This window comes from Novosphingobium sp. (genome assembly GCF_020852455.1).
GTDB lineage: Bacteria > Pseudomonadota > Alphaproteobacteria > Sphingomonadales > Sphingomonadaceae > Novosphingobium.
Genome location: NZ_JADZAT010000017.1, coordinates 1 through 22,840, shown reverse-complemented (window position 1 = coordinate 22,840; position 22,840 = coordinate 1). Strand labels below are relative to the sequence as shown.

Sequence of the window (22,840 nt, the reverse complement as noted above, 5' to 3'; positions counted from 1 at the left end):
ATAGGAGGCGCGCCCTTAGGCGAAGCGGCGGGCGATGTCACCCCCCTATTTGCTGCGCCCCCGCCCGGGCCGCCAGACGGCGGCGCCAGGCCTCGATCCGGGCATCGACAAAGCGCACCACCACCCAGGCGAGCGCCAGGCTGACCAGCGCGACCGCCACGGTCCGCACGGAGGCATTCGCGCCCAGCGCCGGCCAGCCTGCCAGCAGGCCCAGAACCAGCAACTGATTGAGATAGAGCGGATAAGACAGCTCACCGATCTGGCGATCGAGCACCGAATTGCGGCTCCACTGATGGACCGCGGGCAAGGCGCAGGCGATCAGCAGCAGATAGAGGATCCGCGGCGGGGTAAAGAACGCCGTTTCGGGCCAGTCCCCCAGCAGCAGCGGATAGGCCAGCGTCGCGGCCGGAACCGCCAGTGCGAGCGCCCTCGCCCCGGCCCCGTCCCAGCGCTGGTGATTGGCCGCCCAGGCCTTGTAGGCCAGCACCCCGGCCAGGAACAGTGCCAGCTCGAACGGGAAGAAGCGGTAGCTGAACGGATCGGCGGTGAAGCCCAGCCCGGCCGCGCTCAGTCGCAGCATGACCGATGCGGCGAACAGCGCGGCAATCTGCTGCCAGCTGCGCCGGGCGATGAACGGCGCGATCAGGTAGAAGCACAGCTCAAGGCTGAGCGACCAGGCAACCGGGATCGCCATGAAGTGGAACACGTCAAGCGGCCCGGTGCCAAAGGCCTGGGTGGTCCAGGCGAGCTGCCCGTCCTCGATCCGCAGCCACAGCGGCAGGTCCTGCCCGATCACCGTCAGGTTGAGCAGCGCCAGGCCCAGCTTTTCCGGCCATGTGACCAGGCTGGAGAAATACGGATCGAGCGGCGAATGCCCGGTCTGCCACTGCGCCAGCGCAAAGACCGCCAGATAGAGCGCCAGGAACAGGAAATAGATCGAATAGATCCGGATCGCCCGGTTGAGGTAGAAGGCGCGGTTGAGCGCGGGGCGATCGTACCGCTCGTTCAGCACCAGCCCCATGTAGAAGCCCGAAATGACGAAGAAGGCCTGCACCGCCAGCGGCCCGCCGATCATCCAGTAACCGCCCCGCTCGTCGCCAAGGCCGCCGGTGTGCTCGAACAGCACGGCTAGCGCCAGCAATACCCTGAGCAGTCCCATTGCGCCCCCTTTGGTGCCAGGCGCGGTCTAGCCCAGTCCAAACAAAAAGTCCCGGCTTTCGCCGGGACTTCTTGTGTATACTGCCGCTGGAGGATCGCAGGACTAACCGGATCGCCTCTTTACCGACAGGCGGACAAACTACCCTGCCGCAGCGGCAGGGCAATGTACCATCAATCGACCACAGCCACCATATGCGGCAGCTTGGCGATCGCGCCACGCACTTCGGCGGTGTCTTCAAGTTCGACAACGCGGTGCATCTTGCCCAAGCCAAGACCGATGAGGATCTTCTTCTGGCTTTCCGGGCGACGGATCGGCGAACCGATCTGCTTGATCTTGATCTTGGCCATCGCGTGTTACTCCGTAATGGCGCCGGCGGCAGCTTCAGCTTCCGCTGCGCTTGCACCGCCGCGACCCAGCAGGTCGGCAACCTTCTTGCCGCGGCGCTGAGCCACCGACTTCGGCGAAGTCTGGCTCACCAGCGCGTCAAAGGTGGCGCGGATCATGTTGTAGGGGTTCGAAGTGCCGACCGACTTGGTCACCACGTCGGCAACACCCAGGCTTTCGAAGACGGCGCGCATCGGGCCGCCCGCGATGATCCCGGTCCCGGCCGGAGCCGAGCGGACGTTGACCTTGCCGGCGCCGAAACGGCCCTTGCCGTCATGGTGCAGGGTGCGGCCTTCCTTGAGCGGAACGCGGACCATCTTCTTCTTGGCCGAAGCGGTTGCCTTGGTGATGGCTTCCGGCACTTCGCGTGCCTTGCCATGACCGAAGCCCACGCGGCCCTTGCCGTCGCCGACCACGACCAGCGCCGCGAAACCGAAGCGCTTGCCGCCCTTCACGGTCTTCGAGACACGGTTGATGTGGACCAGCTTTTCGATCAGCTCTTCGCCGCCGTCCTCGTCGCCGCCACGGCCGCGACGATCGTCACGTCCGCGACCACGGCCACCGCGGTCGCCGCCACGATCACCACCGCGGCCACGGCCACGGCCGCGCGCTTCGCGCTGCTCGCCTTCGGGAGCCGCTTCGACAACGGCGACTTCGGCTTCAATGTTGGTTTCGTCAGCCATCTTAGAACTCCAGCCCGCCTTCACGCGCGGCGTCAGCCAGCGCCTTGACGCGGCCATGGAACAGGAAGCCGCCGCGATCGAACACGACGGTGGTCACGCCAGCCTTCTTGGCGGCTTCGGCCAGAGCCGAACCAACCTTGGCAGCGGCTTCGACATTCGAGCCACCCTTGGTGCCCAGCGTGCTGGCAGCAGCCACGGTGCGCCCGGCGACATCGTCGATGATCTGGGCGTAGATGTGACGGCCCGAACGGTGCACCGAAAGCCGCGGACGGCCACCGGCGCGCGCCTTGAGCGCGGTGCGAACGCGCCGACGGCGGCGCTCGAAAAGGTTCAGCTTGGCCATTACTTCTTCTTCCCTTCCTTGCGGAAGATGTACTCGCCGCGGTACTTGATGCCCTTGCCCTTGTAGGGTTCAGGCTTGCGCCAACGGCGAATCTCGGCCGCAACCTGGCCGACCTTCTGCTTGTCGATGCCCGAGATCTCGATCGTGGTGTTGTCGGGCGTCTTGATCTCGATACCTTCCGGCACCGCGAAATCGACGTCGTGGCTGTAACCGAGCTGCAGCTTCAGGTTCTTGCCCTGAGCGTTGGCACGATAGCCGACACCGGTGATCTCGAGGACCTTGGTGTACCCTTCGGTCACCCCGGTCACGAGGTTCTGCACCAGGGTGCGCTGCATGCCCCAGAACGAGCGGGCGCGCTTGGTGTCGTTGGCGGGCTGCACCGAGATGCTGCCTTCCTCGACCGCGTAGGTCACGTCGTCAGCGAGGCTCAGCGTGAGGGTGCCCTTGGGGCCCTTCACGGTGAGGGTGCCGTCGGCGATCGCGGCGGTCACGCCGCCGGGAACAACAACCGGCCTTTTACCGATGCGGCTCATCAGAACACCTCCGCCAGCACTTCGCCACCGACGTTGTGGGCGCGCGCTTCGGCATCCGAAAGCACGCCGCGCGGCGTCGAGACGATGGTGATACCCAGGCCATTGCGGATCACCGGGAGTTCCTTCGAACCCGAGTAGACCCGGCGGCCAGGCTTGGAGACGCGGGCGACATGCTTGATCGCGGGTTCGCCCTCGAAATACTTCAGTTCAATCCGCAGCTGCGGGTGGGCGCCGGTGGCGTCCTCCGAATAACCACGGATATAGCCTTCGCGCTGCAGAACTTCGAGCACGCGAGCGCGCAGCTTCGAAGCCGGCGAAAGGACAGAGTCCTTCTTCGCACGCTGGCCGTTGCGGATGCGGGTGAGCATATCACCCAGGGGATCGGTCAGTGCCATCGCTTGATCCTTACCAGCTCGACTTGGTCACGCCCGGGATCATGCCCTTGTTGGCAAGATCACGCAGCTCAACGCGGCAAAGGCCGAACTTGCGATAGTAGCCGCGCGGGCGGCCGGTGGTTACGCAGCGGTTGCGAACGCGGGTCGGGTTCCCGTTGCGGGGAACTTCGGCCAGCTTCAGCCGGGCGATCAGGCGCTCGGTTTCATCGAGCGACTTGTCGTCGGCAACAGCCTTCAGCTTCGCATACTTGGCCGCATACTTCTTGACGAGCTTCTTGCGACGCTCGTTCTTGTTCACGGAACTCAGTTTCGCCATGGACTTAAGCTCTCTCTAACTCAGGCCGCTTGCGCGGCTTCGGCTTCCGCCGGGAACGGGAAACCGAACAGGCGAAGCAGCTCGCGCGCTTCCTCGTCGGTCTTGGCAGTGGTGGTGACGATGATGTCCATCCCACGCACCTTCTCGATCTGATCGTAGCTGATCTCGGGGAAGATGATCTGCTCCTTCAGGCCCATGGCATAGTTCCCGCGGCCGTCGAACGACTTGGGATTGAGGCCACGGAAGTCGCGGATGCGGGGCATTGCGACGGTGATCAGGCGATCGAGGAATTCGAACATGCGTTCGCGGCGCAGGGTGACCTTGCAACCGATCGGCATGCCTTCACGCAGCTTGAACTGCGCGATCGACTTCTTCGCCTTGGTGATCACGGGCTTCTGGCCCGAAATCAGCGCCATTTCCTCGGCAGCGGTCTGGACCTTCTTCTTGTCCTGGCTGCCTTCGCCCACGCCCATGTTGAGCGTGATCTTTTCGATCTTGGGCACTTCCATCGCATTCTTGTAGCCAAACTTCTCGGTCATCGCCTTAGCGATTTCCGCGTCGTACTTGGCCTTCATGCGGGGCGTGTACTTAGCCATCGATCTTCTCCCCGGACTTGGCGGCCACGCGGACCTTCTTGCCGTCCTTCGACGTTTCGAAGCGCACGCGGGTGGCCTTGCCGGTCTTGGGGTCGGCCAGGCCGACCTTCGAAATGGCCATCGGAGCCTCGCGGCGGTCGATGCCGCCCTGCGGGTTCACCTGGCTCGGCTTGCGGTGACGGGCAGCCACGTTCACGCCTGAAACGAGGACCTTGCCCTCTTTCGGCATGACCTGCAGGACGGTGCCGGTGCGGCCCTTGTCCTTGCCCGAACGGACGACGACGCTGTCGCCCTTCTTGATCTTCGCGGCGGCCATTACAGCACCTCCGGAGCGAGCGAAATGATCTTCATGTAGCCCTTGCCGCGCAGTTCGCGGACCACGGGGCCGAAGATACGGGTGCCGATGGGTTCGGCGTTCTTGTTGATCAGCACGGCAGCGTTGCTGTCGAAACGGATCACCGAACCGTCGGGACGACGGACGTCCTTGCGGGTGCGGACGATAACCGCGCGGTGCACGTCGCCCTTCTTCACCTTGGTGCGCGGCTGGGCTTCCTTGACCGACACCACAATGATGTCGCCCACACCGGCCGTGCGGCGCTTGGATCCGCCCAGCACCTTGATGCACTGGACGCGCTTGGCGCCGCTGTTGTCAGCGACATCAAGCTGGGATTGCATCTGGATCATTGATCCGGTTCCTTCCTAATGGCTTGCCGAAACCAGTCCGGCAGTTCCAAGAAAACTTAGGCGTCGGCCCTGAGCGCGAAGGCGCTCAAACGTCTGCCTCTACAGCGGCGGTCTTGCCGGCGGTGACGCGCTCGATGACCTTCCAGGTCTTGAGCTTCGACATCGGGCGGGTTTCCTCGATGCGAACGGTCTCGCCAGTCTTGAACGCGTTGTCTTCGTCGTGGGCGTGATACTTCTTCGAACGACGGATGATCTTCCCGTAGAGCGGGTGCTTCACCTTGCGTTCGACCTTCACGACCACGGTCTTGTCGGTCTTGTCGGAAACCACGGTCCCGATCAGGATACGCTTGGGCATCGTGGGCTCCTTACTTGCTGCTACGGGCGCGTTCGCCCTGCAGCGTCTTGATCCGAGCGATATCGCGGCGCACTTCCTTGATGCGCGCCGGACGCTCGAGCTGGTTGGTGGCAGCCTGGAAGCGCAGGTTGAAGGCCTCGCGCTTCAGGTCGGCAAGGTCACCGGCCAGCTGGTCGTCGCTCTTGGTGCGCAGGTCAGCAGTCTTGGCCATTATTCGCCTCCCAGGTGGCTGGTGTCACCCAGACGGGCAACGACCTTGGTCTTGATCGGCAGCTTCATCGCGGCGCGGCTGAAGGCTTCAGCGGCGAGCGGACCGGCAACGCCGTCCAGCTCGAACAGGATCCGGCCCGGCTTGACCCGAGCAGCCCAGTATTCGACCGAACCCTTGCCCTTACCCTGACGGACTTCGGCAGGCTTCTTCGAAACCGGCACGTCCGGGAAGATACGTATCCACAGGCGTCCCTGACGCTTGATGTGGCGGGTGATAGCACGGCGGGCTGCTTCGATCTGGCGCGCGGTGACGCGTTCCGGTTCCATGGCCTTGAGGCCGTAGGAACCGAAGTTCAGATCGGTGCCGCCCTTGGCGTCGCCCTTGATCCGGCCCTTGAAGGCCTTGCGGAACTTGGTTTTCTTCGGTTGCAGCATGATTAGTTCCTGCGATCTTCACGCGCCGGACGCACGCCCGAGGTCTGGGCTTCCAGCATCAGGCGGTCCTGCGCCATCGGATCGTGACCGAGGATCTCACCCTTGAAGACCCAGGTCTTGATGCCGATGATGCCGTAGGTGGTCAGCGCTTCCGCTTCGGCATAGTCGATGTTCGCGCGCAGCGTGTGCAGCGGAACGCGGCCTTCGCGGTACTGCTCGATACGGGCGATTTCCGCACCGCCGAGACGGCCCGAGCAGGTGATCTTGATGCCTTCGGCACCAAGGCGCATGGCCGACTGCATCGCGCGCTTCATCGCCCGGCGGAACGCCACGCGGCGGATCAGCTGATCGGCAATGCCCTGGGCAACCAGCTTGGCATCGATTTCCGGCTTGCGGATTTCAACGATGTTCAGCTTGACGTCGCTGTCGGTCATCTTGGCGATCTGCGAACGCAGCTTTTCGATGTCCGCGCCCTTCTTGCCGATGATCACACCGGGACGGGCAGCATAGATCGACACGCGGCAGACCTTGGCCGGACGCTCGATCACAACCTTGCTGATCGCAGCCTGCGGCACGGTTTCAACCACGAACTTGCGGATCTTGAGGTCTTCCTCAAGCATCTTGCCGTAGTTCTTGCCTTCGGCGTACCAGCGGCTGTCCCAGGTCCGGTTGATCTGGAGGCGCAGGCCGATGGGGTTTGACTTGTGACCCATGGATCAGGCCTCCTCGACTTCGCGGACCACGATGCGCAGCCGGCTGAACGGCTTGAGAATGCGCGTGGACTTGCCACGGCCGCGCGTGTGGAAACGCTTCATGGTGATCGACTTGCCGACCGAAGCCTCGCTGACGACCAGAGCGTCGACATCGAGGTTGTGGTTGTTTTCCGCATTGGCGATCGCCGAGGCGAGCACCTTGCGGGCATCAACCGCCATCGCCCGCTTCGAGAAAGCGAGGATGTTCATGGCTTCTTCGGCCTTCTTGCCGCGGATCAGCGCGGCAACCAGGTTGAGCTTCTGGGCCGAACCACGGATCGTGGTGCCGACCGACAGGGCTTCCTTATCGCCAACCCGGCGCGGAGCTTTTGCCTTGCCCATTAGCGCTTACCCTTCTTGTCGGCAGCGTGACCGGGGAACGTGCGCGTGGGCGCGAATTCACCGAGCTTGTGGCCGACCATTTCTTCGTTGACCGAAACGGGGACGAACTTGTGGCCGTTGTAGACGTTGAACGTCAGGCCGACGAACTGCGGCAGGATCGTCGAACGACGCGACCAGGTCTTGATCGGTGCGGCGCGAGCGCCCTGATCCTGCATGGCTTCCGCCTTCTTCAGCAGGTGCAGGTCGACGAAGGGGCCTTTCCAGACGGAGCGTGCCATGGTGGCTTACCTCTTCTTCTTGGCGTGACGCGAACGGATAATCATCTTGTCCGTCTGCTTGTTGTTACGGGTCCGGGCGCCCTTGGTCGGCTTGCCCCACGGGGTGACCGGGTGACGGCCGCCCGAGGTGCGGCCTTCACCACCGCCGTGCGGGTGGTCGACCGGGTTCTTGGCGACACCGCGGGTCAGCGGACGACGGCCCTGCCAGCGCGTACGCCCGGCCTTGCCGAAGTTCTGGTTCTGGTTGTCGGGGTTCGAAACCGCGCCAACCGTGCCCATGCAATCGCCGCGCAGGTAGCGCTGCTCGCCCGAGTTCAGGCGCACGATCACCATGCCGCGGTCGCGGCCGACGATCTGCACATAGGTGCCCGCCGAACGTGCGATCTGGCCGCCCTTGCCCGGCTTCATCTCCACGTTGTGGCAGATGGTGCCGACCGGCATCTGGCTGAGCAGCATCGCGTTGCCCGGCTTCACGTCGGTCTTTTCACCGGCAACAACGCTGTCGCCAACGGCGAGGCGCTGCGGCGCGATGATATAGGCCTGTTCGCCGTCCGCATACTTGATGAGGGCGATGAACGCGGTGCGGTTGGGATCGTATTCCAGGCGTTCGACAGTCGCGGGAGCATCCCACTTGCGACGCTTGAAATCGATGAAGCGGTACTTCTGCTTGTGACCGCCGGCGATCCCGCGCGAGGTGACGTGGCCCTTGTTGTTACGGCCACCGGTCTTGCGCTTGCCTTCGGTCAGAGCCTTGACAGGCTTGCCCTTCCACAGCGCCGACTTGTCGACCAGGATCAGGCCGCGACGGGCCGGGCTGGTCGGGTTGTAGTTCTTGAGTGCCATGGTGCGCCTCAGATCCCGCTGGTGACGTCGATCGACTGGCCTTCAGCCAGACGGACGACCGCCTTCTTCACGTCCGAACGGCGATAGGGTTTGCCCTTCCACCGCTTGGTCTTGCCCTTCTGGGTCAGCGTGTTCACGCTCACGACCTTCACGTCGAACAGCGCTTCGACCGCAGCCTTGATCTGCGGCTTGGTTGCGCTTTCCGTTACCTTGAAGACCACGGCGTTGTGCTCGCTGGCCAGCGTCGCCTTTTCGGTGATGTGGGGAGCCACGATCACGTCATAGTGACGCGTGTCGATTGCTGTCTTAGCCATTGAAACGTGCCTCCAGCTTTTCGACCGCGGCGCGCGTCAGCACCAGCGTATCATGCTTCAGGATGTCGTAGACATTGGCGCCGATCGCGGGGAGGACGTTGACGCCCACCAGGTTGGCCGAAGCGCGGGCAAAGTCCGCGTTCACGGCGTCACCGTCGATCACCAGCACCTTCTTGCCCCAGTTCGCCTTGGCGAGCTGTTCGGCAACGGCCTTGGTCTTGGCGTCCTTGACGTCAAGGCTGTCGACCACGACCAGGCCCTGCTTGGCCTTGGCCGAGAGCGCCATCTTGAGGCCGAGTGCACGGACCTTCTTGTTCAGCGACACGTCGAATTCACGCAGGCGGGCACCGTGGGCCTTACCGCCGCCGATGAACACCGGCGCCTTGCGATCGCCGTGACGAGCCGTACCGCCGCCCTTCTGGCGACCGAACTTCTTGCCGGTGCGGGCCACGTCCGAACGCTCACGCGTTGCACGGGCGATGCCGCGGCGGTTTTCGAGCTGCCAGGTGACGACCCGGTGGAGGATGTCAGCGCGCGGTTCGAGACCGAACACCGCATCGTTGAGTTCGACTTCGCCCTTGGCGGCCGAACCATCGAGGTTGAGGACCTTGACCTTCACGACTTAGCCCTCCTGACCTTCGCCGGCTTCCGGAGCTTCAACCACCTCGGCGGGGGTTTCAGCGGGAGCGGCGGCATTGCTGTTGGCGGCCTGCTTGAGACCGGCCGGATACGGCGCTTCGGCGTGACGGTTGACCTTGACCGCGTCCTTGACGGTCAGCCAGCTGTTCTTCGCACCCGGGACCGAGCCCTTGACGAAGATCAGGCCGCGTTCGTCATCGACGCGCACGACTTCCAGGTTCTGCTGGGTGCGCTGGCGATCGCCCATGTGGCCGGCCATCTTCTTGTTCTTGAAGACCTTGCCCGGATCCTGGCGGTTACCGGTCGAACCGTGGGCACGGTGGCTGATCGAAACGCCGTGGGTGGCGCGCATACCGCCGAAGCCCCAGCGCTTCATGGCGCCCTGCATGCCCTTACCCTGGGTGTGACCCGAGATATCGACCATCTGGCCAACCGCGAAGTGCGATGCGGCGATCGTCGAACCGACTTCCAGCGTCGCATCGTCGGCGACGCGGAATTCCGCGACACGGGCCTTCAGCGGCACTTCAGCCTTGGCGAAATGTTCACGCTGCGGCTTGGCAACGTTCTTCTGCTTGGCAACCCCGGCGCCCAGCTGCACCGCGACATAACCGTCGCGATCAGCGGTACGAACCGAGACCACCTGGCAATCTTCCAGGGCCAGAACGGTAACCGGCACGTGCCGACCGTCTTCCTGGAACAGGCGGGTCATCCCCACCTTCTTGGCGATCACGCCGGTACGCATGATCAGTCTCCTCACAGAGGCCCAAGGGGACCATCCCCAGGGGCGTGTCCAACCCGATGTGTGATACGAGCCCCGTCCGGGCTGGGTGCCACTTGCCCGAAGGCCAGAGGCGAGACGGGGGACGCATGCCCGGTGATCGGCCCCGAAAGGCTGGCACCGGAGGTATCCCTTATGTCCCCGGCCTGTGCCGGGGCTCTGTCTCGTCGCGGGTATTTCCCGCTAGGAGCCGGGCCGAAGCCCGCTAAGGTTGTGGCCCATAGGGCCGAGCAGGCAATTAAGCCAGCTTAATCTCGACGTTCACGCCGGCCGCCAGGTCGAGCTTCATCAGCGCGTCCACGGTGGCGGCGTTGGGCTGCACGATGTCGAGCAGCCGCTTGTAGGTGCGCACTTCGAACTGCTCACGCGACTTCTTGTCGATGTGCGGCCCGCGGTTGACGCAGAACTTTTCGATTCTCGTCGGCAGAGGAATGGGGCCCCGGATAAGCGCGCCGGTACGGCGGGCGGTTTCCGCGATTTCGCCGGTCGCCTGATCAAGCACGCGGTGATCGAATGCCTTGAGGCGAATGCGAATATTCTGAGCTTCCATTGTGTCCTACCGATGAGAAAGAGCCTCGGGGAGTCACACCCCGACCAAATTCGAGCCGCGCCCCTACATCGCATGTTGGATTCGCGCAAGCCCCTTTTAGCGCGCAAATTCGGCATTTTCGAAGGCCCGCCGCCGCCCCCTGCCCTGGCGCAAGATAATATCCCGATCGCTGGCAGTTACGTAACAGATCGGCACCCCGGCCCTCAGCGCTGCTTCTTCTTGCCCAGCGCCGCGTTGAAGTCCGGATCCTTGTTTGCAACCCAGGCAACGAACCGTTCGACCCTGGGCTCGATCCGCAGCAGGCTGGCATCCATGCCATAGCGCTGCAGTTCGGAATTGCTGAAGGTGGTGATCAGCATGTTCTGGCAGATCGGGTGCATCGGCACGGTATCGCGGCCACCGCGGCTTTTGGGCACGGGGTGGTGCCAGATCACCGATTCGCCGCAGGGCCGCTCGCACAACCAGCAATCGGGCGGAGGCGGGGCTTCGGCAACGTCCTCGTCGTCGCGCCACAGGTCTTCACGCGGACCATGTTTGGAATATTTGCGTGCCATCTTGCCCCCCCCTTGAAAACGAAAAGCCCGGCCTCCTCACGGAAGCCGGGCCTTTCAATTCGGTTTCCCGAGGATCGACGAATTACTTCGTGATCTTGGCAACCACGCCCGAACCAACGGTGCGGCCGCCTTCACGGATGGCGAAGCGCAGGCCTTCGTCCATCGCGATCGGAGCGATCAGCTTGACGGCGAGGCCGACGTTGTCGCCCGGCATCACCATTTCGGTGCCTTCGGGAAGGATCACTTCGCCGGTCACGTCGGTGGTGCGGAAGTAGAACTGCGGACGATAGTTGGCGAAGAACGGCGTGTGACGGCCACCTTCGTCCTTCGACAGCACGTAAACTTCGGCCGAGAATTCGGTGTGCGGGGTGACAGAGCCGGGCTTGGCCAGAACCTGGCCGCGCTCAACGTCTTCACGCTTCAGGCCGCGCACCAGGGCGCCGATGTTGTCGCCGGCTTCACCCTGATCGAGCAGCTTGCGGAACATTTCAACGCCGGTCACGACGGTCTTCTGGGTGTCCTTGAGGCCGATCACTTCGACTTCGTCGCCAACCTTGACGATACCGGTTTCGACGCGGCCGGTCACAACCGTACCACGACCCGAGATCGAGAACACGTCTTCGACCGGCATCAGGAACGGCTTGTCGGTCGGACGCGGCGGCTGCGGGATCGCGGTGTCGACGGCGTTCATCAGAGCGACGATCGAGTTCTTGCCGATTTCTTCGTCACGGCCTTCGAGAGCGGCCAGAGCCGAACCCGGGACCACCGGAATGCTGTCGCCGTCGAAGCCATACGAGCTGAGCAGTTCGCGGATTTCGAGTTCGACGAGTTCCAGGATTTCCGGATCGTCAACCTGGTCAACCTTGTTCATGTAGACGACCAGCGCCGGCACGCCGACCTGACGGGCGAGCAGGATGTGTTCGCGGGTCTGCGGCATCGGGCCGTCAGCGGCGTTCACCACGAGGATGGCGCCGTCCATCTGCGCCGCGCCGGTGATCATGTTCTTCACATAGTCGGCGTGGCCCGGGCAGTCGACGTGGGCATAGTGACGCGCAGCGGTTTCGTACTCGACGTGAGCGGTCGAGATGGTGATGCCACGCTCGCGCTCTTCGGGAGCCTTGTCGATGTTCGCGAAGTCAACCGCTTCACCGCCGTTGATTTCAGCCATGATCTTGGTGATCGCGGCGGTCAGCGTGGTCTTGCCATGGTCAACGTGACCGATGGTGCCGATGTTGCAGTGCGGCTTGGTCCGCTCGAATTTTGCCTTTGCCATTGTCTCAAACCTTCTTTCGCTTGAATATGAATTCGCGGGGTTTGGACGGCGCCCGCTGAATCAGGCGCCGCCCCTAATATCATCTCGCCGATTAGGCAAGCTTCTCCTTGATCTCGGTCGCGACATTCGCCGGGACCTCGTCATAGTGGTCGAAGAACATCGAATAGTTCGCCCGGCCCTGCGTGAATGAGCGCAGCTGGTTGACGTAACCAAACATGTTCGCAAGCGGCACCATCGCCGACACGGCCTGCGCGTTTCCGCGCGAATCCGTGCCCTGGATCTGGCCACGCCGCGAGTTGATGTCGCCGATCACGTCGCCGAGGTATTCCTCAGGCGTGATCACTTCGACCTTCATGATCGGCTCAAGCAGCTTGATGCCCGACTTCTGGGCAACTTCGCGCATCGCACCGCGTGCGGCGATTTCGAAGGCCAGGGCCGACGAGTCGACGTCGTGGTACGCACCGTCATAGAGCAGCACTTCGAAGTCGATGATCGGGAAGCCGATGAGCGAGCCGGTTTCGGCCGTTTCACGGAAGCCCTTTTCGATCGCCGGGATGTATTCCTTCGGAATGTTGCCGCCCTTGATTTCGTCCTTGAAGACGAAGCCCGAACCGCGCTCACCCGGAGTGACCTTGACCTTCACGCGGCCGAACTGACCGGTACCACCCGACTGCTTCTTGTGGGTGTAGTCGATGTCCACCGGCTTCGCGAGGTATTCGCGATAGGCCACCTGCGGCGCACCGACGTTGGCCTCGACCTTGAACTCGCGCTTCATGCGGTCGACCAGGATTTCGAGGTGCAGTTCGCCCATGCCCTTGATGATCGTCTGGCCCGATTCATGATCGGTCGAAACGCGGAACGAGGGATCTTCGGCGGCCAGGCGGTTGAGCGCGATGCCCATCTTTTCCTGGTCGGCCTTGGTCTTGGGTTCAACCGACAGTTCGATAACCGGCTCGGGGAATTCCATCCGCTCGAGGATGATCGGCTGCCGTTCGGCGCAGAGCGTATCCCCGGTGGTGGTTTCCTTGAGGCCGGCCAGCGCAACGATGTCGCCCGCATGGGCTTCTTCGATGTCTTCGCGGCTGTTGGCATGCATCAGCAGCATGCGGCCAACCTTTTCCTTCTTGCCCTTGACCGAGTTCAGGTAGCTGCCCTTGGTCAGCGTGCCCGAATAGATCCGGGTGAAGGTCAGCGAGCCGACGAACGGGTCGTTCATGATCTTGAACGCCAGTGCCGAGAACGGCGCATCGTCAGCCGTGGCGCGGCTGTCGGGTTCGTCGGTGTCGGGATTGATGCCCTGGACGTCTTCGATGTCGAGCGGCGAAGGCAGGTAGTCCACCACGGCGTCGAGCAGCGGCTGAACGCCCTTGTTCTTGAACGCCGAACCGCACAGCACCGGAACGAAGGCCTGGCCCAGCGTGCCCTTGCGGATCAGCGCCTTGAGCGTCGCCACGTCGGGCTCGTTGCCTTCAAGATAGGCTTCCATCGCATCGTCGTCCTGTTCGACGGCGAGTTCGATCAGCTTTTCGCGGTATTCCGCAGCCTTGTCAGCCAGGTCGGCGGGGATTTCCTCGTAGAAGAATTCAGCGCCAAGGCTTTCGTCCTTCCAGATGATCGCCCGGTTCTCGACCAGATCGACCAGACCCTTGAAATCGCTTTCGGCGCCGATCGGCAGATAGAGCACCGCCGGGGTTGCACCGAGGCGATCGATGATCGTCTGGACGCAGTAGTAGAAGTTGGCGCCGGTGCGGTCCAATTTATTGATGAAGCACATCCGGGGGACTTTGTACTTGTCCGCCTGGCGCCACACCGTTTCCGACTGGGGTTCGACGCCGGCGACGCCGTCAAAGGCGGCGACCGCGCCGTCGAGCACGCGCAGCGAGCGTTCGACTTCGATGGTGAAGTCAACGTGGCCCGGGGTGTCGATGATGTTCAGCCGGTGGTCGTTCCAGATGCAGGTCGTCGCGGCCGAGGTGATCGTGATCCCGCGTTCCTGTTCCTGTTCCATCCAGTCCATGGTCGCGGCGCCGTCGTGGACTTCGCCGATCTTGTAGGACTTGCCGGTGTAGTAGAGGATCCGCTCGGTCGTGGTGGTCTTGCCGGCGTCGATATGCGCCATGATACCGAAATTGCGGTATTTTTCAAGAGGATGGCTGCGTGCCATGATAGGGGGTATCCTTTACCAGCGGTAGTGGCTGAACGCGCGGTTGGCGTCGGCCATGCGGTGGGTGTCTTCGCGCTTCTTGACCGCATTGCCGCGGTTGTTGGCAGCGTCGAGCAGCTCGGCCGAAAGGCGCGCGCTCATGGTGGTTTCGCTGCGGTTGCGCGCGGCGGTGATCAGCCAGCGGATCGCGAGCGCCTGGGCGCGTTCGGGGCGAACCTCGACCGGCACCTGATAGGTCGCACCACCCACGCGGCGGCTGCGCACTTCGATCTGCGGCTTCACATTGTTCAGCGCATCATGGAACAGCTGGACCGGATCGGCCTTGGCGCGGGTTTCCATGGTTTCGAGCGCACCATAAACGATGCTTTCGGCAACCGACTTCTTCCCGTCGAGCATGAGGTTGTTCATGAACTTCGACAGGATCTGATCGTTGAACTTCGGATCAGGCAGGATTTCCCGCTTCTCGGGACGACGACGACGTGACATTTCGTTTAACTCCTTCGGAGTGCGGCCAGGCCATCCGGCCCGTCCTTGCGGCTCCGGCCCACTCCCCCTCCCGGCCACCCGGATGCTACCTTCGCAAAGGTGGCCGGGAGGGGGAGCGGTCCTGCGCCGCCGCGTTAAACCTTACTTCGGACGCTTGGCGCCGTACTTCGAGCGGCTCTGCTTGCGATCCTTGACGCCCTGGGTATCCAGCACGCCGCGCAGCACGTGATAGCGCACGCCCGGAAGGTCGCGCACACGGCCGCCGCGGATCAGCACCACCGAGTGCTCCTGCAGGTTGTGGCCTTCACCCGGGATGTACGAAATGACTTCGCGGCTGTTGGTCAGACGGATCTTGGCGACCTTGCGCAGCGCCGAGTTCGGCTTCTTCGGGGTCGTGGTGTAAACACGGGTGCAAACGCCGCGCTTCTGCGGGTTCTGCTCCATCGCAGGAACCTTGCTCTTGGCCTTCTGCGGCTCGCGACCCTTGCGGATCAGCTGGTTGATCGTAGGCATGAAGTACTCTTCACCTTGTTTGATGGCCCAAACCGGAAGGAGAAGAGCAAGCGAATCGCGAATGCGCAAAACGCGGGGCAGGCCCCGCCAGCGATCAATCGCGAGCCGAAAACGCTCCACCCGCCTGAAAAGACCGGGTTACTTTGACGGATTACACCTTGAAAAGGCACGCACCGGCAATGTTCAGCTCAACCGGGAAGGCCTAAGCCTTGGCCCCGGAAGTGCGCGCCGTTAGCGGGGATGTTGGATTTGGTCAAGGGAAAGCGGGCGGTTTGGCGCTTAGCCAAGTTGTAGGGCCAAGTCCTTCAAACCAGTCCCGGCAGTGTCATATCCAGGAATGTTACAAGCTCGCGCGAAATCTGCTCCGGGCTTTCCTCGGGTGCGCCATGCCCTACACCGGGCAACAATGCCTTGCGAACCAGCCCGGGATAGATTTCCTCCATCCGATCATACAGCGACTGCATCGCGGTCAACGCCGGGTCGGCAGCCCCGCCGACGAACAGCGACGGCTGGGTGATCGCCTGGCCCGCCCAGGCGGCGGTCAGCTTCCAGTTGAGGTCTCGGCAGCGGTAATGCGCCAGCGGCGGGGTGAAACCCCCAGCCACATAGTGCCGGACATATTCCGCAAGCGCATGCTCGCCCAGCCAGGCCGGGGCATGGCCGGGATCGGGCAGAGTATCCAGCGCGGTTTCGCCCGGCATCACGATCAGCCGCCAGCGCTCCGCCTCGCTCGCCGTGCCGGAAATGGCGTTGTAGATACTGCGCAGGCTGACTGCGGGATCCTGGTCGAACTGGACATCGGCCAGGCCCGGTTGCTGGAAGTAGTGGTGATAGAACCGCCCTCCGGTGCGAGCCTCTATCTCGGCCCAGCCTTCCGACGGCCGCTGCGCCTCACGCGGAGGGACAACGGTGCTGACCAGCACCAGCGCCGGGAACAGGGCGGGCCTGAGCCGCGTCGCTGCGGCTGCCACCCAAGCGCCCAGATCGTGTCCGACCAGCACCGCTCGCCGCTCACCCAGCGCCGCCAACAAGGCGACGACATCGCCTGCACAGTGCAGGATCGTATAGTCTTCGGTGTTGGCTGGTTTTCCGCTCTCACCAAATCCGCGAATATCGGGTGCGATCACGCGGTAACCTGCGTGTGCCAGCGCAACAATCTGATGGCGCCATTCGAACCACGTGTAAGGAAAGCCGTGCAGTAGAATGACCAGTGGTCCGCTGCCCTCATCAACGTAGTGGATCTGAATGCCATTGGCTTGAAGCAGGTGATGACCGAAGCTGGCCGGATCGGTGGCTAATGGCATTGGATCAGTTTCCTCGCACCTAGTGTTTGCGTCCAGGCTGATTGATCGCTTGTCCTGCGCGATAGGTCGCGCACTGATGCACCAAATGCCGTGCAGCCTAGGTGATGAGTTGCAACAGCGGGATGAACGGAACCAACCTCACCGGAATTCAGTCCGGCGTCGCCGTCACGCCACGGCTTTGAGCGCCGGGGTGTCATTCCCGGTCCAGGCTGTCGGCGTCACGCTTTCCGACCATGAAGCAACCCGGTGGAGTTCACGCGGGTGGTTGCCGATAACCGCCGAAACGCCGTAGTGCGTGGTGCCGAAATTGTCCCACATCGCGATGTCGCCGGGCTCCCACTGATGCCGGACCTGAAATTCGGGCATCTTGCTCATATCGGTGACGATCTTGATCAGCGCTTCGCTGGCATCGGTTGGATAGCCCTTGATCCGCTGGACATAGGCATTGCCGACGAACAGGCACGGCTCGCCCGTGACGTGGTGGGCGATGACTGCCGGATGGATCGCGTGTTCACGGTTGGCGGCGATCCGATCGAGAATCTCCGGGGTCCCAAAGTTGTGGCGCATGGCGAGATAGAGCGAGTCATGCTCGACCTCGACGCTGGCATAGAAGCGCTTCAGTTCCTCGGGCAACCAGCGATAGGCCGCCGTCATGCTGGACCACAGGGTATCGGCGCCGAACGGCACTTCCGATGCTTGCAGCACCGACATGATGTTGGGGTGTTTGCGCGCCGTTACATCGTGGTGCCAAACGTCGGTGGTGGACGTGGTGTCGGCCGTGTTACGGCGGCGGATGTGCATCACTTCGGGGTGCCCCTGCGCGGCCATTGTCGGCGCAAAGGTGTGCTCTTCAAGCCGGTCGCCAAAGCCCAGGGCGACCTGCTTCATCTGGTCGAAGCTCAGATTCTGCTTGCGGGCGAACAGCGCGCCATAAGTCCACAGCGCCTCGCGCAGATCTGCCATCCCCTGCCCGTTCAGTTCGGACAGATGGCAGCCTTCGATCCAGCCGCCGATCACCGGAGTCCGGGGCACGATGCGGAACTGCGAATAGTCACGGGTTTCGAGGGCGTTGGACATTGTTCTCTCCAGACTGTTTTGCTTATGCTGCCGTTCTAATCGCGCATGCCACATGTCATTTGACATTCTGGGACAAATCTTGAACATTTTGGGACATGATGCACGATTCCATCCCGATGGCTCGCAGCGCTGTCCTTGATGGTTTCGAGGTCACTGCGCGCAGCTTCGGGCTTGACCCAGCAGGCTTGCTGCGCGCGGCCAGGATCCCCGATGCTAGCCTGCGCGATGCCGACCTGCCGATCCCAACCGCCAGTGTCATCACCTTGCTCGAACAGGCCAGCGCGGCAGCGGGCACGCCCTCGTTCGGACTGTTGATGGCGCAGGCCCGCGCGATTTCGGTGCTGGGGCCGGTTGCGCTGCTGATGCGCGAGCAGCCTGATTTGCGTGGCGCACTGTCCAGCCTGACCCGGCTAGGCTGGGCCCAGGCCGAAGCCCTGGAGTCCGCGCTCGAAGATGATGGCGAAACCGCGATCCTCAGCTTCAGCATGGCGCCTGGCCTGCCGTACCCGGCCAACCAGACCATCGAACTGACAATTGCCGCGATTGTTCGGCTGCTGCGTCACTTCCTGGGGCCGGACTGGTCGCCACAGATGCTAACCTTCAGCCATCGCCGTCCTGCCGATACCGGTCCCTATGTCCGACTTCTGGGACTGATGCCGGTGTTCCGGCTGGAACGGAACTCAATTGTCATGCTTTCGGCCGACCTGGACCGACCGATCGCCCACGCCGACCCAGCCTTCGGCCGCCAGCTTGAAAGGTTGGTCGAAAAAGCCGTTCGCCAGCGCGGTGCGGCGCGCAGTCAGCAGGTCAGCGATGCCATCCGCCGGATGCTTCCGACCGGCCTCTGCTCGGCCCCCCGGGTTGCTGACATGTTCGGAATTGATCGCCGCACGCTGCATCGCTGGCTCGCTGCTGAAGGTCAGAGCTACTCGCAGCTGCTGGACCAGATCCGCGCCACCCTGTGTCTGCAGTATCGCAGCGAAGGCAGTCATTCACTGACCGAAATTGCCCAGTTGCTTGGCTTCTCCAGCCTCAGCGCCTATTCCCGCTGGCGGCGCATCAGAGAGAGTTCGACCTGCTGATTGGGCCGCCTGAATCATCAATTTTGATACAAGGTGATCAACTCCTTTGCACACAGCGCATGCAAATTTTGTCGCTCAGCGAACAGACGCCTACTTTTCATAGTGGATCGCAAGAGCGTCGGACGACAGATAAATACAAGGCAGCTACAGATCAGCGGCTTTGCGTCTGCGAGTGGCAAATTTGGCGACTATTTCCGTCAAAAGCTTCCCTCGCACCCCACAAAAGCATTTTCCTACACACCCCCGCCTCGTGTAGCGCTGTCCCTCCACCTGGGGGGCGTTTCCTACATGAGGAGCCTTTTGGGTCATGTCTTCCCGCCAGTCTGCTGACCGGTCGCCCGGTCGATCCCCTGCCCCGCCTGCCGTGCCGCCGATCGGCCTGGCGTTTGCTGCCTGCCTTGGGGCTTCATCGCTGCGGGTGAGGTCTTGCGCGGGCGTTGACTGTTTCGGCGGTTGTGATCAGCGGCGCGTACCCCTCCACCATGCCTTGCATGGTCCCGCTGGCGCAGAGCGCCCTCTTCGAGTCCCCCGTTTCGGGGAGGAATTGCGGTGCGCTTCCGCCCGGCCATCGCGGCGCACTTCGCGCACCGCATTCACCGATCTGCCACCCGATCCGGACGATCCGCTGCTGGGCTTTACCCCCTATCTGCACAAGGCGCCGCGGCGCAATTCGATCACGCCGGATCGGCAGCGCGCGTTCATTGCCATGCTGGCGGCGACCGGGATCGTCACGCAGGCGGCGCGGCATATCGGGGCTTCGTTGGAGGCGCTTTACCGGCTGCGCAACCTGCCCGGGGCCGAGCATTTCGCGCGGGCCTGGGAAATGGCGATCGATCGCGGGATCGCCCGGCTGGAGGACTGCGCGCTGGAGCTGGCGATCCAGGGCGAGGAACTGCCGATCGTTTCGGCGGGCAAGCTTCTGGGCAGTTATCGCAAGCACAATTTCGGGCACATCCGCTTCGTGCTGCAGCAGCGGCGATCGTGGCGTTACGGGCTGGGCCCGGGCGGCGCGCGGCGCGATGGCTGGAACGGCGAGGAGGAGGTGAGCGAGCAGGAAGCGCTCGACGCCCTGGACGCGATGCTGGAGCAGATGCGCCAGCGCCAGCTTGCCACCCAGGCGCTGCTGGCCGCCGAAGTGGCGGAGGATGCGGAGGACGAGGGTGATCCGCAATATCTGCCCGAATAAAATCACCCTACCCCCCAAACGGGGATATGACCGGCGCGGCAGGCGGCTATTGCGGTGGTTGTACCGGTCAGGGGGCAACCGTTTGCCGGTAACGGACATCTGCGCAGCTTGCTCGCACCACTGCGCGGTGACTGGATTGCCGCTGGGCGCCTGGCAAGAGCGACCCGTCAGGTCAGCCCGGCGGCAACTATCCCGGGACATTGCAGGTGCAGCAGCCGCCCGGCTTCCGGCACCAACCGTACTTTCAACCCCGGCCAGGCCGCCTGAAGCCGCGGGATCGTGTCTTCGGGGCGGTACATCTTGTCCTGCAGCCCGCAGATCGCGGTGATGTGGCTGCCATCCGCCACCCGGGCCAGCTGGAAATCGGCACCCGCCAGGCCCACCGCGGCCAGCCCCTTGCCCCCCTGCAGCGCCGCCAGCCGGTTGGAATGGACGTGCGCGCGGCGGACTTCGGGATCGGCCAGCACCGCCTGATCGGCCGGGCTGCCGGCCATGAACTTGTCGATCAGTTTTTCGATCGCCTGATCGCTGATCCGGTTGGCCAGCTGGTTGGCCAGCGGCACGATCAGCCGGGGCAGCGAATAGAACACGCGTTTGTAGGCGCCCTGGATCCCGCCAAGCGTGCGGTCGGCCGCGGGATCGCTTTCGGGATTGACGATCACCACCCGGCCCAGCCGTTCGGGGCAATGCTTGAGCAGGTAGGAAACCTGCCGCGCCCCGCGCGAGATCACGTTGAAACGTTTGGCCCCCAGCGCGTCGGCGGCGGCGATCACATCGAGCGCGCTTTTATCGAAATAGCTGCCCTCGACCATGTCGGTCAGGCCAAAGCCCGGGCTGTCGAGCGAGACCGGGCGCAGGCCATGCGCCTGCAGCGCGGCGATGTAGCTGCGCGGCAGGTAGCGGCTGGTGGTGGCGGTGTGGAAATGGAAGGTCGGGATCCGGTCGGCCGGGCCATAGTCGGCAAAGGCGATCCGCCCGGCCTGATGCGGGCGCGGAATCATCCGCACCGGTTCGGAACTGGCGGCCAGGTCAACCGCGCCAAGATCCTGCGCGGCGAGCATCCGCGCGGCCAGCCCGATCTGCGCGGCGATTGCGGCCAGCGCGGTGGCATTACCCACCCCCAGCGCCAGGTAAACCACCTTGAGCTCGACCTTGACCGTCTCCAGGCTGAGGCCCAGCTGCCCCGCCACTTCATCGCGGGTGCAGCCACGCGCGAACAGGCAAGCGACCGCGCCTTGCCGGCGGGTCAGCCCGAAGACCGTGCGCAGCGCTGCTTCGGCCTCAAGCTCAAGCACCTCGTCGAGCGCGCCCAGCCGCAGCGCGGCGCCGACCAGCGCGGGCTGGCGCGGGTGGCCGCTCTTGCCCAGGGCCTCTTTCAGCACCGAGCGCGCGGTCTCGTATGTCACCCCTTCGCGCGCCGCCGCCGCGCGCAGCGTGCCGGCCTGGGCCAGGCGGCACAACAGCCGCTCCTCGGCGGCGGTCAGCCGGAAGATCGAGCGGGCGCGGTTGAAGCGGTCCTGCCGGGGATCGAGCGCGGCCAGCCGGATCGCGGCGTGGCTCACCCCGCGCGCCCCGCCCCCTGCCGCCTGCCAGCGCGCGACCATCGGCCAGTGCGCGAACTCGCGCAGCGGCAGCACCAGCACCAGCACCGGGCTGCCCTCGTCCGGATGGAGAAAGCGGACCAGCGGCTCGGCCCCGGCGGCGAGCTGGCCGGCGTGCAATTCCTCGCGTTCGGCCGGGGTGAAGGCCTGTTCCCAGTCATCCGCCAGTTCGCCGCGCGCGGCATCGAAACCGCAGGTCAGCCAGGCCTCGGCAAAGATCACCGCGGGCCGCGCGGGCATGGCCACCGGCTGATCGGCAAGCGCGCTGTCACGCTCAACCAGATGGTTGAGCCCGCGTTCCAGCGCCTCGAAATCGTCAGCCAGCAGAACGTCCGCAGCGTCATCGCGCGCACCGTCCACAGCGTGCCCTTCATCGACCATTGGCGACCCGTTCCCAGCAACACCGGGCCCGCATCGCACCGAGCCCGCGCAGGCGCGTTAGCAGAAATGCCGGGCCATTGCGCGCCTCTTTCAGGCCTGTCCCGAATTTTGACGGTGTCTAGAGCACCGCCCAGTCCTGCCCGAGGTAAGGTTCAGCCCAATAGCCATGGCCCGGCGCCGCCGGATCGGCCAGCAGCGGTTCGTCCTGCCACGCCGGGGCTTCCATCACCGCCAGCCCCTTGGGTGCAGCCTCGCCCGCCGGGGCGAAGACGAAATCGCCGGCGGTCAGCGTGGACATGGTCGTGCCCAGCAGCACGATCAGGTTACCCCCGCCCAGATCGATCGCGCCATCATTGCCCACCTGGATGAAGTGCGATTGCAGGCTGGCGAAATCGGCATAGATCCCGTTCAGCTGGATCTTGTCGGTCCCGTGCAGGAAATCGCCGATCACGTCGGCGCCGCTGCCCGCGCCGAACACGAAGGTATCCGCCCCGCCCTCGCCAAACAGCACGTCGTTGCCGGCCATGCCATTGATCGTATCGGCACCCAGCCCGCCCAGCAGCCAGTTGCCGCTGGCGCTGCCGGTCAGCTGGTTATCGAGCTCGTTGCCGACGCCAAAGGCAGTCGTGC

Annotated in this window: 31 protein-coding genes and 1 pseudogene; 2 read left to right on the top strand and 30 right to left on the bottom strand. The window is 63.8% G+C overall.

From position 1 onward, the window contains the following. Positions 1-37: 37 nt before the first annotated feature. From IT549_RS09145 to IT549_RS09010, 28 genes are all read right to left on the bottom strand, one after another. Positions 38-1,159, bottom strand: a complete 1,122-nt coding sequence (locus IT549_RS09145; RefSeq protein ID WP_292972286.1) for an acyltransferase — start codon at positions 1,157-1,159, stop codon at positions 38-40. Positions 1,160-1,329: 170 nt separating this feature from the next. Next, on the bottom strand, positions 1,330-1,506 hold the full coding sequence (rpmD, locus tag IT549_RS09140; protein ID WP_088307932.1) for a 50S ribosomal protein L30: 177 nt from the start codon (positions 1,504-1,506) through the stop codon (positions 1,330-1,332). A gap of 6 nt (positions 1,507-1,512) precedes the next feature. Continuing rightward, complete coding sequence (rpsE, locus tag IT549_RS09135; RefSeq protein ID WP_292972282.1) at positions 1,513-2,226, bottom strand: 30S ribosomal protein S5; 714 nt, start codon at positions 2,224-2,226, stop codon at positions 1,513-1,515. Position 2,227: 1 nt separating this feature from the next. Then, positions 2,228-2,569: a 50S ribosomal protein L18 gene (gene rplR / locus IT549_RS09130; protein ID WP_292972280.1), complete on the bottom strand. Its 342-nt coding sequence runs from the start codon at positions 2,567-2,569 to the stop codon at positions 2,228-2,230. Then, positions 2,569-3,102, bottom strand: coding sequence for a 50S ribosomal protein L6 (rplF, locus tag IT549_RS09125; protein ID WP_292972278.1), 534 nt, complete (start codon positions 3,100-3,102; stop codon positions 2,569-2,571). Before rplF ends, rplR begins: the two co-directional genes overlap by 1 nt. Beyond that, on the bottom strand, positions 3,102-3,497 hold the full coding sequence (gene rpsH / locus IT549_RS09120) for a 30S ribosomal protein S8 (RefSeq protein WP_292972276.1): 396 nt from the start codon (positions 3,495-3,497) through the stop codon (positions 3,102-3,104). Before rpsH ends, rplF begins: the two co-directional genes overlap by 1 nt. Before the next feature lie 10 nt (positions 3,498-3,507). Then, positions 3,508-3,813 carry a 30S ribosomal protein S14 gene (rpsN, locus tag IT549_RS09115; RefSeq protein ID WP_292972274.1) on the bottom strand — a complete coding sequence of 102 codons (306 nt, stop codon included), beginning with the start codon at positions 3,811-3,813 and terminating at the stop codon, positions 3,508-3,510. A 20-nt stretch (positions 3,814-3,833) separates the two neighbouring features. Next, positions 3,834-4,409, bottom strand: a complete 576-nt coding sequence (gene rplE, locus IT549_RS09110) for a 50S ribosomal protein L5 (RefSeq protein ID WP_292972272.1) — start codon at positions 4,407-4,409, stop codon at positions 3,834-3,836. After that, positions 4,402-4,725, bottom strand: coding sequence for a 50S ribosomal protein L24 (gene rplX, locus IT549_RS09105; RefSeq protein WP_292972270.1), 324 nt, complete (start codon positions 4,723-4,725; stop codon positions 4,402-4,404). The genes rplE and rplX overlap by 8 nt, the downstream gene beginning before the upstream one ends. Then, complete coding sequence (rplN, locus tag IT549_RS09100; RefSeq protein WP_292972268.1) at positions 4,725-5,093, bottom strand: 50S ribosomal protein L14; 369 nt, start codon at positions 5,091-5,093, stop codon at positions 4,725-4,727. Before rplN ends, rplX begins: the two co-directional genes overlap by 1 nt. An 85-nt stretch (positions 5,094-5,178) precedes the next feature. Then, positions 5,179-5,448 (bottom strand): 30S ribosomal protein S17, encoded by a 270-nt coding sequence (gene rpsQ, locus IT549_RS09095; protein WP_100866242.1) that lies wholly within the window; start codon positions 5,446-5,448, stop codon positions 5,179-5,181. Positions 5,449-5,458: 10 nt separating this feature from the next. Beyond that, positions 5,459-5,659: a 50S ribosomal protein L29 gene (rpmC, locus tag IT549_RS09090; RefSeq protein WP_292972264.1), complete on the bottom strand. Its 201-nt coding sequence runs from the start codon at positions 5,657-5,659 to the stop codon at positions 5,459-5,461. Continuing rightward, positions 5,659-6,093 (bottom strand): 50S ribosomal protein L16, encoded by a 435-nt coding sequence (rplP, locus tag IT549_RS09085; RefSeq protein ID WP_292972262.1) that lies wholly within the window; start codon positions 6,091-6,093, stop codon positions 5,659-5,661. Before rplP ends, rpmC begins: the two co-directional genes overlap by 1 nt. 2 nt (positions 6,094-6,095) lie before the next feature. Then, the gene (gene rpsC / locus IT549_RS09080; protein WP_292972259.1) at positions 6,096-6,806 is read right to left on the bottom strand and encodes a 30S ribosomal protein S3; all 711 of its coding nucleotides are present in this window, start codon (positions 6,804-6,806) and stop codon (positions 6,096-6,098) included. A 3-nt stretch (positions 6,807-6,809) separates the two neighbouring features. Next, a complete protein-coding gene (gene rplV, locus IT549_RS09075; protein WP_292972257.1) occupies positions 6,810-7,187 on the bottom strand; it encodes a 50S ribosomal protein L22 in 378 nt (125 codons plus the stop codon). After that, positions 7,187-7,465, bottom strand: coding sequence for a 30S ribosomal protein S19 (gene rpsS, locus IT549_RS09070; protein ID WP_292972254.1), 279 nt, complete (start codon positions 7,463-7,465; stop codon positions 7,187-7,189). Before rpsS ends, rplV begins: the two co-directional genes overlap by 1 nt. Positions 7,466-7,471: 6 nt before the next feature. Then, on the bottom strand, positions 7,472-8,308 hold the full coding sequence (rplB, locus tag IT549_RS09065) for a 50S ribosomal protein L2 (protein WP_292972252.1): 837 nt from the start codon (positions 8,306-8,308) through the stop codon (positions 7,472-7,474). A gap of 8 nt (positions 8,309-8,316) precedes the next feature. Further along, a complete protein-coding gene (locus IT549_RS09060) occupies positions 8,317-8,622 on the bottom strand; it encodes a 50S ribosomal protein L23 (RefSeq protein ID WP_292972249.1) in 306 nt (101 codons plus the stop codon). Beyond that, the gene (rplD, locus tag IT549_RS09055; RefSeq protein ID WP_292972247.1) at positions 8,615-9,241 is read right to left on the bottom strand and encodes a 50S ribosomal protein L4; all 627 of its coding nucleotides are present in this window, start codon (positions 9,239-9,241) and stop codon (positions 8,615-8,617) included. The genes IT549_RS09060 and rplD overlap by 8 nt, the downstream gene beginning before the upstream one ends. A gap of 3 nt (positions 9,242-9,244) precedes the next feature. Next, complete coding sequence (rplC, locus tag IT549_RS09050) at positions 9,245-10,003, bottom strand: 50S ribosomal protein L3 (protein WP_292972245.1); 759 nt, start codon at positions 10,001-10,003, stop codon at positions 9,245-9,247. Between the two features lie 274 nt (positions 10,004-10,277). Then, on the bottom strand, positions 10,278-10,589 hold the full coding sequence (gene rpsJ, locus IT549_RS09045) for a 30S ribosomal protein S10 (RefSeq protein WP_008067253.1): 312 nt from the start codon (positions 10,587-10,589) through the stop codon (positions 10,278-10,280). A gap of 203 nt (positions 10,590-10,792) precedes the next feature. Continuing rightward, entirely contained in the window at positions 10,793-11,143 is a 351-nt protein-coding gene (locus IT549_RS09040; protein ID WP_292972238.1) for a hypothetical protein, read from the bottom strand. Between the two features lie 82 nt (positions 11,144-11,225). Next, positions 11,226-12,416, bottom strand: a complete 1,191-nt coding sequence (gene tuf, locus IT549_RS09035; RefSeq protein WP_292972235.1) for an elongation factor Tu — start codon at positions 12,414-12,416, stop codon at positions 11,226-11,228. A 91-nt stretch (positions 12,417-12,507) separates the two neighbouring features. Then, positions 12,508-14,580, bottom strand: a complete 2,073-nt coding sequence (gene fusA / locus IT549_RS09030) for an elongation factor G (RefSeq protein WP_292972232.1) — start codon at positions 14,578-14,580, stop codon at positions 12,508-12,510. A 15-nt stretch (positions 14,581-14,595) separates the two neighbouring features. Continuing rightward, positions 14,596-15,066, bottom strand: a complete 471-nt coding sequence (gene rpsG / locus IT549_RS09025) for a 30S ribosomal protein S7 (RefSeq protein ID WP_147091459.1) — start codon at positions 15,064-15,066, stop codon at positions 14,596-14,598. A gap of 141 nt (positions 15,067-15,207) precedes the next feature. Next, positions 15,208-15,579, bottom strand: coding sequence for a 30S ribosomal protein S12 (gene rpsL, locus IT549_RS09020; RefSeq protein ID WP_169492430.1), 372 nt, complete (start codon positions 15,577-15,579; stop codon positions 15,208-15,210). Positions 15,580-15,884: 305 nt separating this feature from the next. Beyond that, positions 15,885-16,883, bottom strand: a complete 999-nt coding sequence (locus tag IT549_RS09015) for an alpha/beta hydrolase (protein ID WP_292972224.1) — start codon at positions 16,881-16,883, stop codon at positions 15,885-15,887. A 165-nt stretch (positions 16,884-17,048) separates the two neighbouring features. Then, positions 17,049-17,960 (bottom strand): TauD/TfdA family dioxygenase, encoded by a 912-nt coding sequence (locus IT549_RS09010; protein ID WP_292972221.1) that lies wholly within the window; start codon positions 17,958-17,960, stop codon positions 17,049-17,051. A 95-nt stretch (positions 17,961-18,055) separates the two neighbouring features. On the opposite strand from IT549_RS09010, the gene IT549_RS09005 reads away from it, so the two are divergent. Next, positions 18,056-19,042 (top strand): AraC family transcriptional regulator, encoded by a 987-nt coding sequence (locus IT549_RS09005; protein WP_292972218.1) that lies wholly within the window; start codon positions 18,056-18,058, stop codon positions 19,040-19,042. Between the two features lie 544 nt (positions 19,043-19,586). After that, entirely contained in the window at positions 19,587-20,228 is a 642-nt protein-coding gene (locus tag IT549_RS09000; protein ID WP_292972215.1) for a hypothetical protein, read from the top strand. Positions 20,229-20,395: 167 nt separating this feature from the next. Here IT549_RS09000 and IT549_RS08995 read toward each other — a convergent pair whose 3' ends face one another. Together IT549_RS08995 and IT549_RS08990 are read right to left on the bottom strand one after the other, a co-directional pair. Continuing rightward, complete coding sequence (locus IT549_RS08995) at positions 20,396-22,210, bottom strand: alpha/beta fold hydrolase (protein WP_292972212.1); 1,815 nt, start codon at positions 22,208-22,210, stop codon at positions 20,396-20,398. A 118-nt stretch (positions 22,211-22,328) separates the two neighbouring features. Beyond that, a pseudogene (locus IT549_RS08990) lies at positions 22,329-22,840 on the bottom strand (hypothetical protein); the annotation flags it as partial.